Source organism: Bradyrhizobium sp. AZCC 1721 (assembly GCF_036924715.1).
Lineage (GTDB): Bacteria > Pseudomonadota > Alphaproteobacteria > Rhizobiales > Xanthobacteraceae > Bradyrhizobium.
Genome location: NZ_JAZHSB010000001.1, coordinates 2,677,108 through 2,690,932, shown reverse-complemented (window position 1 = coordinate 2,690,932; position 13,825 = coordinate 2,677,108). Strand labels below are relative to the sequence as shown.

Annotated in this window: 15 protein-coding genes; 10 read left to right on the top strand and 5 right to left on the bottom strand. The window is 64.0% G+C overall.

What is annotated here, in order from left to right:
- Positions 1-2: 2 nt before the first annotated feature.
- The gene (locus V1273_RS12700) at positions 3-854 is read left to right on the top strand and encodes an Mrp/NBP35 family ATP-binding protein (RefSeq protein ID WP_442893723.1); all 852 of its coding nucleotides are present in this window, start codon (positions 3-5) and stop codon (positions 852-854) included.
- A gap of 15 nt (positions 855-869) precedes the next feature.
- Here the strand turns inward: V1273_RS12700 and V1273_RS12695 are convergent, their stop codons facing one another.
- The 3 genes from V1273_RS12695 to V1273_RS12685 form a co-directional block, all read right to left on the bottom strand.
- Positions 870-1,103: a hypothetical protein gene (locus V1273_RS12695; RefSeq protein WP_334368001.1), complete on the bottom strand. Its 234-nt coding sequence runs from the start codon at positions 1,101-1,103 to the stop codon at positions 870-872.
- A 117-nt stretch (positions 1,104-1,220) separates the two neighbouring features.
- On the bottom strand, positions 1,221-2,246 hold the full coding sequence (locus tag V1273_RS12690) for a histone deacetylase family protein (RefSeq protein WP_334409800.1): 1,026 nt from the start codon (positions 2,244-2,246) through the stop codon (positions 1,221-1,223).
- On the bottom strand, positions 2,243-2,911 hold the full coding sequence (locus tag V1273_RS12685) for a GntR family transcriptional regulator (RefSeq protein ID WP_442894084.1): 669 nt from the start codon (positions 2,909-2,911) through the stop codon (positions 2,243-2,245). Before V1273_RS12685 ends, V1273_RS12690 begins: the two co-directional genes overlap by 4 nt.
- Positions 2,912-3,107: 196 nt before the next feature.
- Between V1273_RS12685 and V1273_RS12680 the strand changes: the two genes are divergently transcribed.
- From V1273_RS12680 to V1273_RS12650, 7 genes are all read left to right on the top strand, one after another.
- On the top strand, positions 3,108-3,896 hold the full coding sequence (locus V1273_RS12680; protein ID WP_334367998.1) for a class II aldolase/adducin family protein: 789 nt from the start codon (positions 3,108-3,110) through the stop codon (positions 3,894-3,896).
- A 95-nt stretch (positions 3,897-3,991) separates the two neighbouring features.
- A complete protein-coding gene (locus tag V1273_RS12675; RefSeq protein WP_442894150.1) occupies positions 3,992-5,509 on the top strand; it encodes an ABC transporter substrate-binding protein in 1,518 nt (505 codons plus the stop codon).
- A gap of 72 nt (positions 5,510-5,581) precedes the next feature.
- Positions 5,582-6,553: an ABC transporter permease gene (locus tag V1273_RS12670; protein WP_334367996.1), complete on the top strand. Its 972-nt coding sequence runs from the start codon at positions 5,582-5,584 to the stop codon at positions 6,551-6,553.
- On the top strand, positions 6,550-7,389 hold the full coding sequence (locus tag V1273_RS12665; protein WP_334367995.1) for an ABC transporter permease: 840 nt from the start codon (positions 6,550-6,552) through the stop codon (positions 7,387-7,389). Before V1273_RS12670 ends, V1273_RS12665 begins: the two co-directional genes overlap by 4 nt.
- A gap of 2 nt (positions 7,390-7,391) precedes the next feature.
- Entirely contained in the window at positions 7,392-8,999 is a 1,608-nt protein-coding gene (locus V1273_RS12660; protein ID WP_334367994.1) for an ABC transporter ATP-binding protein, read from the top strand.
- A 15-nt stretch (positions 9,000-9,014) separates the two neighbouring features.
- Positions 9,015-9,950, top strand: a complete 936-nt coding sequence (locus V1273_RS12655; protein WP_334409796.1) for a 2-hydroxyacid dehydrogenase — start codon at positions 9,015-9,017, stop codon at positions 9,948-9,950.
- A 112-nt stretch (positions 9,951-10,062) separates the two neighbouring features.
- Entirely contained in the window at positions 10,063-10,329 is a 267-nt protein-coding gene (locus V1273_RS12650; RefSeq protein WP_334382885.1) for a hypothetical protein, read from the top strand.
- A gap of 10 nt (positions 10,330-10,339) precedes the next feature.
- Here the strand turns inward: V1273_RS12650 and V1273_RS12645 are convergent, their stop codons facing one another.
- Both V1273_RS12645 and V1273_RS12640 read right to left on the bottom strand, forming a co-directional pair.
- A complete protein-coding gene (locus V1273_RS12645; RefSeq protein WP_334409795.1) occupies positions 10,340-11,209 on the bottom strand; it encodes an alpha/beta fold hydrolase in 870 nt (289 codons plus the stop codon).
- 29 nt (positions 11,210-11,238) lie between these two features.
- Positions 11,239-12,288: a hydroxyacid dehydrogenase gene (locus tag V1273_RS12640; protein ID WP_334409794.1), complete on the bottom strand. Its 1,050-nt coding sequence runs from the start codon at positions 12,286-12,288 to the stop codon at positions 11,239-11,241.
- 319 nt (positions 12,289-12,607) lie between these two features.
- On the opposite strand from V1273_RS12640, the gene V1273_RS12635 reads away from it, so the two are divergent.
- Positions 12,608-13,162: a decarboxylase gene (locus tag V1273_RS12635; RefSeq protein WP_334367989.1), complete on the top strand. Its 555-nt coding sequence runs from the start codon at positions 12,608-12,610 to the stop codon at positions 13,160-13,162.
- 8 nt (positions 13,163-13,170) lie between these two features.
- Complete coding sequence (locus V1273_RS12630) at positions 13,171-13,779, top strand: thiamine pyrophosphate-dependent enzyme (RefSeq protein ID WP_334409793.1); 609 nt, start codon at positions 13,171-13,173, stop codon at positions 13,777-13,779.
- Positions 13,780-13,825: the final 46 nt, after the last annotated feature.

Below are 13,825 nucleotides of genomic sequence, written 5' to 3'. Positions count from 1 at the left end.
CAGTGTCCGCCACCTCTTCAGATCTCAAGGCCCGCGCGACGTCAAAGGCCGCCGGCATTCCCGGCGTCAAGCACGTCATCGCCGTCGCCTCCGGCAAGGGCGGCGTCGGCAAATCCACCACCTCGTGCAATCTCGCGCTCGGCTTCGCGGCGCTCGGACTGAAGACCGGCATTCTCGATGCCGACATCTACGGTCCGTCGCAACAAAAACTGTTCGGACTGCGCGGCAAGCCGCGCCAACTCGGCCCGCGCATGCTGGAGCCGCTGGAGCGGTTCGGCGTCAAGGTGATGTCGATCGGCTTTCTGGTCGAGGAAGACAACGCCATGATCTGGCGCGGGCCGATGGTGATCTCGGCGATCACGCAGATGCTGCGCGAAGTCGCATGGGGCGACCTCGATATCCTCGTCGTCGACCTGCCGCCCGGCACCGGCGACGCGCAGCTCACCATGGCGCAACAGGCGCCGCTCGCCGGCGCGATCATCGTCTCGACGCCACAGGACCTCGCGCTGATCGACGCGCGGCGCGGCATCGCCATGTTTCAGAAGGTGAGCATTCCGATCCTGGGCCTGATCGAGAACATGTCGAGCTTCTGCTGCCCGACCTGCAACCACGTCACGCCGATCTTCGGCCACGGCGGCGCGCGAGCGGAAGCCGAACGCCGCGGCGTTCCCTATCTCGGCGAGATACCGCTGGATATGCAGATTCGCCAGACCTCCGACGATGGCCGACCGATCGTCGCCGTCGAGCCCGACGGCGTTCACGCCAAGCAATATGTGAGTATTGCGCGTGAAGTCTGGACCGCGATCGTAACCGGCGCGGCGCACCGGCCACCGCCGCGCATCGTCATCGAATAGTCGCAGCCCGGCAGCTCACGGGCTCATAAAGATCGCGTCGATCCGCTCTGCGCCGCCAGCAAAGCCGAGCGCATGCAATTCGTCGCGATATAGGTCGACCATGAGAATCGACAGCACCACGAAAAGAACGGTGGCAACCAACACCAGAAGGCGCGAGACAGATGCATCGGTTGCCTCGCGTTGCGCGGCCGTCCGATCCCGAGATCTGCTCCAGAGCGGTGCCATGAGAGCCAGCAAGGCATAGAGCATTGCGATCTCTCCTCTCTGCGTCGCGCTTCCGAAGCGTAAACCGGCCGCAGGCCAATGTCGATAATTGTCTCTGTCACCTCTCAGGGTGACGGATTACATCGACAACTTCATCACGCCCTAACGCGCCTCCTCGAAGCCGCCGAGCACAGCGGTGAGATTGGCGCCGAGAATATCCGAGAGATAACCGCCTTCCTGGACGAAAACCGTCGGCAGGCCGAGCCGCGCGATCGCGGCGCCGATGCGGCGGAAGCCGGCGGTGGTCACCGCAAGACCGGCGAGCGGATCGTGCTCGGAGGCATCGAGGCCGAGGGCCACCACCAGCGCGCCGGGCGCAAACGCGCGGATGGTTTTTTCGGCGTCGCCGAGCGCCTTGATGTAATCGTCATCCCCGGTGCCCTTCGGCAGCGGGATGTTCAGATTAGCGCCGAGGCCCGGACCGGCACCGCGCTCATGCGCATATCCCCACACGAAGGGATAGAAGAAGACGGGATCGGCGTGGATCGACACCGTCAGCACATCGGAGCGCTCGTAGAAGATGCCCTGCGTGCCGTTGCCGTGATGCACGTCGACATCGAGGATTGCGACGCGCTCATGCTGCAGCCGAAGCTGCGCCGCTGCCACCGCGCTGTTGTTGAAGAAACAGAAGCCGCCCGACATATCGGCATAGGCGTGATGGCCCGGCGGCCGGCACAGCGCATAGACAGCGTCTTCGCCGTCCATGACGAGTTGCGCCGCGGTCGTGGCAACATCGGTGGCGGCACAAGCGGCGGCGTAAGTGCCCTTGCCTATCGGAGCTGCCGTATCCGCCGCGTGCCAGCCGAGGCGGCCGACGATATGGGTTGGGTATGTGGCGCCGTAGCGAACCGGGTGGATGTTGGCGATCATCTCCGAGCCGGAATCGCCGAGCGCAACCCAGGCGTCCCAGGCTTCCTCCAGAAAACGCAGGTATTCCGCGCTGTGAACGCGCGCCCGCGGCCCCTGGCCGAACACCGTCGGCTCGACGAGGCTGTGCTTGCCGGCCTTAAGCCCCGCCAGCAACCGGTCGGCACGCTCGGGCTGCTCGGTGGTGCGTTTGATGACGCCCCGCACCAGGAAGAATTGCGGATCGTGGCTTCGATGCAGTTCGGTGTAGACGGCCTTCACACGGACACTCCGTTGGTTGGAAACAGGATGCTGCTCGGCTCAGTGGGATTGCCGAGCGGCGGCGTGAGCTCTCGCACCAGCCTGCCGACTTCGCGCCAGGCGTGACCGATATGGTAGTCGACATGCGCCGTGATGCGCTCGGGATGACCGGCTTCGATCGCCGCCAGCAGCGGCTCGTGAGTCCTCGCGATCTCGTGCGGGTCGTCATAGAGGCGGCCGATCAGGCCGATGACCATGCGCAGCTCGGCTGCGAGATCATCGAACAGCCGCAGCAGGCGGCGGTTATCCGCGATTTCAAAAATCAGCCGGTGAAAGCGATAATCCTCTTCCACCTGCCGGGCGGGATCGTCGAGATCGGCGGTCCGGTGCAGAACATCGATTTGCCGGCGCAACATATCTCGCGACTCCGGAGAGAGGCGCTTCGCCGCCAGCACGCTGGCATGGCGTTCGATGCACAGACGCAGATCGTAGATCTCGTCGATGTTTCTGATTTCGAGCTTGCGGACGAAAAAGCCGCGGCGCGGGCTCGCGACCAGCAGCCCCTGTTTCTCCAGAAGGCGCGCCGCTTCGCGCACCGGCGCGCGGCTGACGCCTAATTCCCGGGCAACCCCTGCCTCCACCACCTTGGAACCAGGAGGCAGCCGCCCCTGAACGATGGCCTGCATCAAAATTCTAGCGATCTGGCCGACCAGATCGCTGTCCGCAAGTGCCGGTAATCCAACCGGAAGAGACATAGGCCGCATCGGCTAAACCCGCGCCAGTCCGTGGTTATTTTTTAATCGTCGATTGTCGACACTTTAATCTTGCCCAGATGCTGCGCCGCACGCAAGCTGAAAAAGTTGAAAAATGGATAAGGCGGAAATGACAAGCGCAGCCCACCACACCGCGAAGGCCTGGCCGGCGGTAGATGACCAGACCCTGCAAATCCGGATCGACCTCGCGGCGGCCTACCGGCTGATTCACCGGCTCGGTCTCGACGACAGCATCTACACCCACATCTCCGTCCGCCTTCCGGGCCGGCAAGACCGCTTTCTCATCAACCCCTACGGCCTGCGTTTCGAGGAAGTGACGGCGTCCAACCTGGTGACGGTCGATCTCGACGGGAACGTCATCGATGACCCCATGGAGCTCGGCATCAACCCGGCAGGCTTTACGATTCACAGTGCGATCCACTCCGCGCGGCATGATGCGATCTGCGTCCTGCACACGCACACGGTTGCGGGCATCGCCGTTGCCTGCCAGAAGCAGGGGCTGCTGCCGCTTAATCAATGGTCGCTGCAGTTTACTGATTGCCTCGCCTATCACGACTATGAAGGCATCGCGCTCGATCTCGACGAGCGATCGCGCCTGGTCGCCGATCTCGGCGACAAGTTCGTAATGGTGTTGCGCAATCACGGCCTGCTGACCTGCGGGCGCTCCGTCGCCGAGGCCTTCAAGCTGATGCACAATCTGGAGCGCTCCTGCCGCGCCCAACTGGCAATCCAGTCATCGGGCGCTGAGATCATCGAGCTATCCGCAGCCGTCGCCCGCAAGACGGCCGGCCAATACGCAAGCTTCTACGACGCGATCGAAACAAATGGCGTGCCCGACAACGAATGGGCGGCCTTCAAGCGGATGCTCGAGCGGACCGATCCCGACTTTGCCAACTGACAGACCCGCCCTCGCCGAAGTGAGAGCGCCAAAAACCCTTTCTTGAAACGAGGTTTGCGATGTCCAAGCGTAAGATTTTGGTGAGCTTTGCTGCGATGTGCATGCTGAGCACCGCGGCGGCGGCCGAGGGGCCGAAAGCAGGCGGCGTGATCAACGCCGTGATCCAGCCTGAGCCGCCAAGCCTGATGATGGGTCTGGTGCAGAACGGCCCGACGCAGATGGTGGCCGGCAATGTCTACGAAGGCCTGCTCCGCTACAGCCCCAAGCTCGATCCCCTGCCCGGCCTCGCCGAAAGCTGGTCGGTCAGCGAGGACGGCAAGGTCTACACGTTCAAGCTCGTGAAGGGCGTGACCTGGCATGACGGCAAGCCGTTCACCTCGGCCGACGTGCTGTTCTCGATCGAGTTCCTGAAGCAGACGCACGCGCGCGCACGCGGCAATCTTGCGCAACTCGAAAAAGTGGAAGCGCCGGACGAATCCACCGTCGTCTTCACCCTGAAGCAGCCGTTCGGCCCGTTCATCGGCATCTTCGAAGTCGGCTCGCTGCCGATGATCCCGAAGCACCTCTATGAAGGCACCGATTTCAAGACCAATCCGGCCAACAACACCCCCGTCGGCACCGGCCCCTTCATGTTTAGGGAATGGCAGAAGGGCTCGTTCATCCGCCTCGTCAAGAATCCGAGCTACCACGTCAAGGGCAAGCCCAACATCGACGAGATCTACTGGCACGTGATTCCGGACGCCGCCGCACGTTCGGTCGCTTACGAGACCGGCAAGGTCGACGTGCTGCCGGGCGGCTCGGTGGAGAATTTCGACGTGCCGCGCTTGAGCAAGTTGAAGAACACATGCGTCACCGGCGCCGGCTGGGAATTCTTCAGCCCGCATTCCTGGCTCTGGCTCAACAACCGCTCCGGCCCCACCGCGAACAAGAAATTCCGCCAGGCGCTAATGTTTGCGATCGATCGCAACATGGCCAAGGACGTAGTCTGGAACGGCCTCGGCAAGATCGCGACCGGTCCGTCGGGCTCGGCGATCAAGTACTACACCAACGCGGTGCCGAAATACGACCACGATCCGGCCAAGGCGAAGGCCCTGCTCAAGGAAGCCGGCTATAAGGGTGAGAAGGTTCGCATGCTGCCCCTGCCCTATGGCGAGACGTGGCAGCGCTGGGCCGAGATGGTCCGCCAGAACCTGCAAGACGTCGGGATCAACGTCGAGATGATCGCGACCGACGTCCCCGGCTGGAACCAAAAAGTCTCCGAGTGGGACTACGATATCGCGTTCACTTATCTCTACCAGTACGGCGATCCCGCGCTCGGCGTTGGCCGCAACTATGTCTCGAGCCAGATCGCCAAGGGGTCGCCGTTCAACAATGTCGAAGGCTATTCGAACCCCGAGATCGACAAGCTGTTCGCCGACGGCGCGGTCGCCTTCCCCGACGCGGCGCGCGAGGAGATTTACGCCAAGGCGCAGAAGATCCTCGTCGAGGACGTGCCGGTGGCATGGATGCTCGAACTGCAATTCCCGACCATCACCCGCTGCAGCGTCAAGAACCTGATCACGACCGGCATCGGCGTCAACGACGGTTTCCGCGACGCCTGGATCGAGAAGTAATCGCCGCCTCATCGGGTGTCAGGGTTCAATCCTGACGCCCGAACACCGCGTCTCCAACGCCAGCGACAGCCCATGATCTCCTTCATCGCCCAGCGGATCGCGAAAGCTATCGTCGTTCTTCTCGCGCTTGTCGTCATGAACTTCTTCCTGATCCGGATGGCGCCGGGCGATCCGGCGGTGGTGATGGCGGGCGAAGCCGGCGCGGGCGACCAGCTCTTCATCGCCCAGCTCCGCGAGAAGTTCGGCCTCGATCAGCCGCTACCGGTGCAACTGTTTCTCTATGTCAAGGGCATCGTCAGCCTCGATCTCGGATTTTCGTTCCGCCAGCAGATGCCGGTCTCGAAGCTGATCCTCGATCGCCTGCCGGCGACGCTGTTGCTGACGGGCACCGCGTTCGCGATCTCGCTCGCGTTCGGCATCCTGTTCGGCGCATTGGCGGCGCGCTTTGCCGGCACCTGGGCCGACACCGCGATTACGATCGCGGCGCTGATCTTCTACGCCACGCCGCTGTTCTGGGTCGCGTTGATGGCGATTCTGTTGTTTTCGGTCACGATGGATTGGCTGCCGAGTTTTGGTTATGAGACGGTCGGCGCAGGCTACACCGGCCTTGCCCATGTCCTCGACGTCGCCGCCCATCTGATCCTGCCGGCGACGACGATCGGGCTGTTCTTCATGGCGACCTACGTCCGCATGACGCGCGCCTCGATGCTGGAGGTTAGCCGGCTCGACTTCGTCAAGACCGCGCGCGCCAAGGGACTGTCGGATGCCGTGATCCAGCGCCGTCACGTGCTGCGCAACGCGCTGTTGCCGGTCGTCACCCTGGCCGGCCTGCAGGCTGGCACTCTGGTCGGCGGCGCCGTACTGACTGAAACCGTGTTCGCCTGGCCCGGCATCGGCCGCCTGATGTACGAGGCGCTGCTGCAGCGCGACTATAATCTGTTGCTCGGCGTCTTCGTCGTCTGCTCGGCCATGGTGCTGGCCTTCAACCTGATCACGGACCTCGTCTATCGCTCCGTCGATCCCCGCATCGAGTTCGCCGCATGAAACAGGTTTCGCGAATGCTGTTGCGCAATCCCGGCGGCATGATCGGCATCACGATCCTCATCGTTGCGGTGACTGTCGCCCTGATTGGCCCGCTGCTGTTTCCGACCTCGCCGTGGCGCATGGTGCAGCGGCCGTTCCTGCCGCCGTTCACGCTGGCCAACTTTCCGCTCGGCACCGATGCGCTCGGCCGCGACGTGATGGCCGGCATCATCTACGGTGCGCGCGTCTCGCTGCTGGTCGGACTGATCTCGACGCTGGCCTCGCTCGCGGTCGGCATTCCGCTCGGCGCGATGGCCGGATATTTCGGCGGCAAGATCGACGATGCCCTGATGCGGTTCACCGAGTTCTTCCAGACCGTTCCGAGCTTTGCGCTGGCGATCGTGCTCGTCGCGATCATGCAACCGTCCATCGTCTCGATCGTGGCCGCCATTGCCATCGTGAGCTGGCCGCCGGTGGCACGGCTGGTGCGCGGCGAGGTGCTGTCGTTGCGCACGCGCGAATACGTCCAGGCGGCGGTCGTGACCGGCCAGACCAACTGGTGGATCATCTGGCGCGAGATCCTGCCCAACGCGCTGTCGCCCGTCATCGTGCTGGCTTCGCTGATGGTCGCGACCGCGATCCTGCTCGAGTCCTCGCTCTCCTTTCTCGGTCTCGGCGACCCCAACCTGATGTCGTGGGGCTACATGGTCGGCGCCGGCCGCACCGTGATCCGTCAGGCCTGGTGGATCACGGTATTCCCCGGCATCGCCATTCTGGTTTCGGTGCTGGCGCTGAACCTGATCGGCGAAGGCCTCAACGACGCGCTCAACCCTCGCCTCGCCAAGGGAGGACGCTGAGCATGACCCTCGTCGTCAAGAACTTGAAGCTGGCGCTGCCGCCGGGCGGTGACCGTGCCCACGCCGTGGACGACGTTTCGTTCGATCTCACCGCCGGAAAAATCCTCTGCGTGGTCGGTGAATCCGGCTCCGGCAAATCGATGTGCGCCCACGCGCTGATGGGGCTGCTGCCGGATACGTTGACGGCAGAATCCGGAGAGATTCTGTTCGAGGGAAGGAACCTCTTGTCGCTCAGCCGGGCGGAATGGCTGGCGTTCCGCGGCCGCGGCATCGCGATGGTGTTCCAGGAGCCGATGACGGCGCTCAATCCATTGATGCGCATCGGCGAGCAGATCGCCGAGATGTTCGAGGCGCATGGCCTACTGACGCCGAAGGAGCGGCAGCAGAAAGCCCTCGCCTTGATCCGCGAAGTCGGCCTTCCCGATCCCGAGCGCGCGGTGCGCGCCTATCCCCATCAACTGTCCGGCGGCCAGCGCCAGCGGGCCATGATTGCCATGGCATTGGCACTAGAGCCGGCCGTGCTGGTGGCCGACGAACCGACGACGGCGCTCGACGTCACGACGCAGGCGCAGATCCTCAAGCTGATCCGCGACCTGCAGCGCCGCCGCAACATGGCCGTCATGTTCATCACCCATGATTTTGGCGTCGTCGCCGAGATTGCCGATCGCGTGGTCGTGCTTCAGCACGGCAAGGTCGTCGAACAGGGCGCTGCCGACGACGTGCTGCTCCGCGCGCAACATCCCTATACCCGCGCATTGCTCGCCGCCGTTCCAACCCTGCAGCCGCCGCAGCGGACGCCCCTGCCCGATCGCAATAAGGCGGTGGAAGTGATCGGGCTCGGCAAGACCTATGTCAGCGGCGGCGGATGGTTCCGCGCCGAACGGCGCGTAGAGGCGGCAAAAGAAGTCAGCTTCGACATCGTCCGCGGCGAGACACTCGGCCTAGTCGGCGAATCCGGTTCTGGAAAATCCTCGGTGGCGCGGCTCGTGATGCGCCTGATCGAGCCCGACGCCGGCACCGTCCGCATCGGCGATGTCGATCTCACCCGCATCAGCGGCAAGGCGCTGCGCGAGCAGCGCCGCCGCATCCAGATGGTGTTTCAGGATCCGTTCGCCTCGCTCAATCCGCGCCGGAAAGTCGGCAACATCATCACGGATGGGCCGATTGCGCATGGCGTCGATCCGGCGGCCGCGCGAAAACGTGCCGGTGAACTGCTTGGCCTCGTCGGCCTCAACGCCGGCGCGATGGAACGATTTCCGCATGAGTTCTCCGGCGGGCAACGCCAGCGCATTGGAATCGCGCGAGCGCTGGCGCTCGACCCGGAAATCCTTGTCGCCGACGAAGCGGTCTCCGCGCTCGACGTATCGGTGCAGGCCCAGGTGCTGGACCTGCTGGAGGATTTGAAGGCCCGGCTCGGTCTGTCGATGCTGTTCATCACCCACGATTTGCGCGTGGCCGCGCAGATTTGTGACCGCATCGCCGTAATGCAGCATGGCGCGATCGTCGAACTCAAATCCGCGTCGCTGCTGTTCGCGGCCCCCGAGCACACCTACACGCGCGAACTGCTCTCGGCGGTGCCTGGCCAGACGTCATCGTCCAAGGCGGCATGAACGGGGCCACGAACGATGCGCTGCGTCCTGGTTAGCAAGAGCCTCGATCTTCGCGGCTATCTCGGCCCGCAATTCATGCGCGCCGCCGACCGTATCGAAATCATCAGCCATCCGCACGAGGGACCGGCAACTGACATCCGGCTGGCGGTGGCCTGGCATCCTCCGGATGACGCATTCGAACGCTATCCCAATCTGCAGGCCGTCTGCTCGATCGGCGCCGGCGTCGACAACATTTTGGCGTGTCCCAGCCTGCGCCCCGATGTCGACGTTATCCGTGTCGTCGATCCGGCGCAGGCGCAGATGATGTCGGGCTTCGTTGCCTGGCACGTGATCGGCCATCAGCGGCGCTTTGCGACCTATCAGGCGCAGCAGCGCGAGGAATGCTGGCAGCGCCTCGGCCAGCGCCGGGCGCAGGACGTGCCGGTCGGCATTTTGGGCTTTGGCGAAATCGGCCGCCGTGTCGCTGCCGATCTTGTCTTGCTTGGCTTCCCTGTCATGGCGTGGAGCCGGACCGCGAAGCCGACGCCGCAGGGCATCCGCGGCTTCGACGGCGCCGCGGGCCTCGAAGCCATGCTCGGCCAGACCGAGGTCCTCGTGAACCTGCTGCCACTGACGCCGGAGACAAAAGGCATTCTCAACCGCACGACATTCGCCCGAATGTATCGCGGCGGCTACCTGATCCAGGTCGGCCGCGGCGAACATCTGGTCGAGGCCGATCTGCTTGCCGCGCTGGAGGAAGGGCAATTGGCCGGCGCTGCGCTCGACGTCTTCGCAACCGAGCCACTGGCGCCGCGGCATCCGTTCTGGCGGCATCCTCGCATCGTCGTCACGCCACACGATGCCTGCGAGGTGAGCGTGGAAGCGATCGGCGCAACGTTTCGCGCGACGGCGGAAGCGATACGGGCCGGCCGCCGGCCGCCGCACTCGATCGACCGTGAACGGGGCTATTGAGGACCTGCTCGTCCAGCGCCTCGATCAGGCGCTGACAGCGTTAGACGTGATTTCGGAGCAGTGAAGGACGCCCGCGCCTCACGCGCCGGCGGACGGCAGGCTGGCGGCGGCAATGGCCACGATCTGGGAAAGCCGGCGCCCGATCCGGGAGGAGGCGCTGCTCAGCAATGAACGAACCTGTCGCATCTCTTCATCTTCCATGTGCGCCGGGGGCAAGGCGCACGGGGAAAATGGTCTCAAGCCGCGAACTAGTCGAGATGTCGGGGAAAATAGCAACGCCCGCTTCGTCGAGAGGCCGCCCGGCAGTGGAATCATTGCCGCGATCGACCCGCCGGCGGATGAAATTTTCTCCGCGGATTCTGACCTCAGAGCCCGGTGATTCCGCTATCTCACCGTGCTTGAGCCGGCTGCGGCGCATCAAGAAACCGTCGCAGCGACGCCAGAACCACATCGAGCCGATCATGATGAAGCCAGTGCCCAGCGCCCGCGATCTTCTGCAGTTCGGCGCTATTGAAATGCGCGAGCAGGCCGGCGGGATCGGGGAGAAAACTTTCATCGCCCCACATCAACAGGGTCGGACAGGTGATGCGTGACCACAGGGCGGCATAGTTGTCTGGCGAAAGCCGGTATGGTGCCCTCGCCCGCTGATAATGATCGAACTTCCAGCGATAGAAGCCGTCGGAGCCCTGGCGAACACCGTGGCGGGCAAGATGCAGCGCCAGTGTCGGCGTCAGCCGCTTGTTGCGCGCGGACAACCGCTGCGCCGCCTCCTCGACCGTCCGGAACGCGCTCGGTTGATACTCCGCGATACGGTCGAGCTGGTCGATCCATCGCGACATCTGCTCGTGGATCGGCGCAGCCTGCGAGCCCGACAGGAAAGCACCGTCCAGCACCACCAGCCGCGAGACCCTCTCTGGGTAGGTACCGGCATAGGCCGATGCGACCATGCCGCCCATCGAGTGGCCGACAAACGCCGCGTCCTGCAGCCCCGCAAAGCGCATCAGCCGGGTCATGTCATAGACGTTGTCAGTCAGGCTGTAGCTGCTTCCCTTCGCCCATTCGGAATCGCCGTGCCCGCGCAGGTCCGGCGCCATGATATGGAAATGCGGCTGCAGGTCCCGCGCGATCGCATCCCAGTTGCGGCAATGATCGAGCCCGCCATGGACCAGGATCAAGGGCGGCGCGGCTTCGTTGCCCCAGTCGACATAATGCAGCCGCAGCCCCTGCGACTCGTAAAAGCGATCTGCCGGCTCGGCCATCGTGGATCTTCCCTCGCGGAGGTGATGGCCTATTTCGGCGCGAACCCGAACGTCCGTTCGAAGCGCTTGGCGTAGTCGGGCCACACCTCGGGATTGACGATGCGCGGCGCCCGCCTGCCGTCGAGCGCATCGAGAATCTGTTCGGCGGCGATCCGGCCCATATTGATGCGCGCTTCCTTGGTCACTCCGGCCGTGTGCGGGCTCGCCAGCACATTGTCGAACTGCAGCAGCGGGTGCTCCGGCGGCGGCGGCTCCTTGTCCCATACATCGAGGCCGGCTCCCGCAATGCGTTTGTCGCGCAACGCCTCGTATAGCGCCTCCTCATCGTGAATGAAGCCGCGCGCCGTGGTGATGAAGAAGGCGTGCGGTTGCATCAGCGCGAACTCGCGGGCGCCGATCATGCGGCGATTCTCCTTGGTCAGGGGGCAGGAGATCGACACGAAATCCGAACGGCGCATCAGATCGTGAAGCTCGACCTTTTCGCCGCCGCGGGCGGCGATTTCTTCCGCGGTCAGATAGGGATCGTAAGCAATCACCTTCATATGCAGCAGGCCGTTGCAGAGCTCGGCGATACGGCGGCCGACATTGCCGATCCCGACGATGCCGACCGTCTTGCCTTGCACCTCGTTGCCAATCAGCGCGTTGCGGTTGACGTTGGCCTGGCGGCGCAGCGCGCGGTCGGATTCGAGGATGCGCTTGGACAGCGTCAGCATCATCCCCAGCGCATGTTCGGCGACCGAATTCGCGTTGCCGCCGGACTGGTTGACGACGAGCACGCCGGCCGCCGTGCAGGCGTCGACGTCGACGGGATCGAAGCCCGCGCCGTTCGAGGAGACGATCAGGAGGTTCGGCGCCCGCCGCAACAGATCCTGATCGACATGGAAATGCCTGGCGATCTCGTCGCGCGCCGCGCCGACCTGATAGGCATGCGCCGCCGACAAGATCGGCGCTGCGATCGTATCCGGGCTGTCATTCTCCAGCCGGTCGAGCCGCACGTCAGCACGCGCTTTCATGATATCGACGTAGATCTCGTGGGCGAGGTATTTGACATAGAACACGCGCTTGTTGTTGACGGTCATTTTCCTTGGCAACTTTCGGTTCGGGCGGGGCGTAAGCTGGTTTGGCGGGAGCCGATCAGGAAACAGGTTTCGGCGGAAGGATGGCCGGCGTCGATGCAACCGGCGCCGCAGCGTCTGCAGCAGTCCGGACATATCCAGCCATGGCCCCCTCCCCGAAATCTTTTCCTATTTATCTCACATCGTCGCATGCCGAGTGTAGCGCCGCGCGGCGCAGAGCCGGATACGATCGGGACATGTTGACAATCCCGCCGATGGCGTCAAGTTTCGCCGCTCCAGGGATGAGCGCGAACGAAAGACGTCGCGGGCAAAGGAGACCAACATGCCGGTTGCGGAGGAAAAAACCTCGCCCGAAACCTCTGAGAAGAGCTGGCACGGTATCGTGCTGCAAAGTCTCAAGCGCAACGACATCCGCCTAATCCCCTACGTGCCCGACCGCGTCCTCACGACGCTGATCAGGAACCTGCACGCCGATCCCTTCTTCACCACCTTCCCCGCGGCACGCGAAGAGGAAGCGGTCGGCATCGTCTCCGGCGCCTGGATGGCCGGCATGCGTGGCGCAGTGCTGATGCAGACTTCGGGATTTGCAACGCTCGCGAACGTGCTGGCGTCGCTGGCCGTGCCCTATCAGATCCCGCTGATCATGTTCGTGTCCGAACGCGGCACGCTCGGCGAATTCAACTACGGCCAGTCGCTGGTGTGCCGCACCATGCGGCCAGTGCTGGACTCGCTCGCGATGGAGCATCACACCATTACCCGACTGGACGAACTGGAATTCATCGTCGACCGCTCGATCAAGCAGGCCATCAGCACGCAGGCGCCGGTGGCGTTGATCCTCTCCCCGCTTCTGACCGGCGGCAAAGTCTTCGACAAGTGAGCGATCTCATGAACAGCGATACCCCTGCCCGCAACACCAAGGTCATGAACCGCTTCGATCTCACCTCGCGGCTGATTGCGAAGTTGAAGAACGAGGAAGCCGTGATCGGCGGCATCGGCAACACCAATTTCGACCTGTGGGCCGCCGGCCACCGGCCGCAGAATTTCTACATGCTCGGCAGCATGGGTCTCGCCTTCCCGATCGCGCTCGGCGTCGCGCTCGCGCAACCGGAACGCCGCGTATTCGCGCTCGAAGGCGACGGCTCGCTGTTGATGCAACTGGGATCGCTCTCGACGATCGCGACATTGGCGCCCAGAAATCTCACCATGATCGTGATGGACAACGGCATCTACCAGATCACCGGCGCGCAACCGACGCCGGCTGCAGCCGTGGCCGACATCGTCGCCATCGCGGTCGCGAGCGGCCTCGCCAACAGCGCCTGGGCGGCGGACGAGGAGGACTTCGAGCGCCTGATCGAGCAGTCCATGTCGGCCGCAGGCCCGGCGCTGATCGGCGTGCGCATCGACGACAAGCCAGGCGTCGGCACCACCCGCCGCGATCCCGTGCAGATCCGGGAGCGCTTCATGCACGGTATGGGCGTACGGGAGCCGCTCTGAAAGGCAATTAACCACAGGCCTTGCCAGTTTGCCTGCATGGGATGGC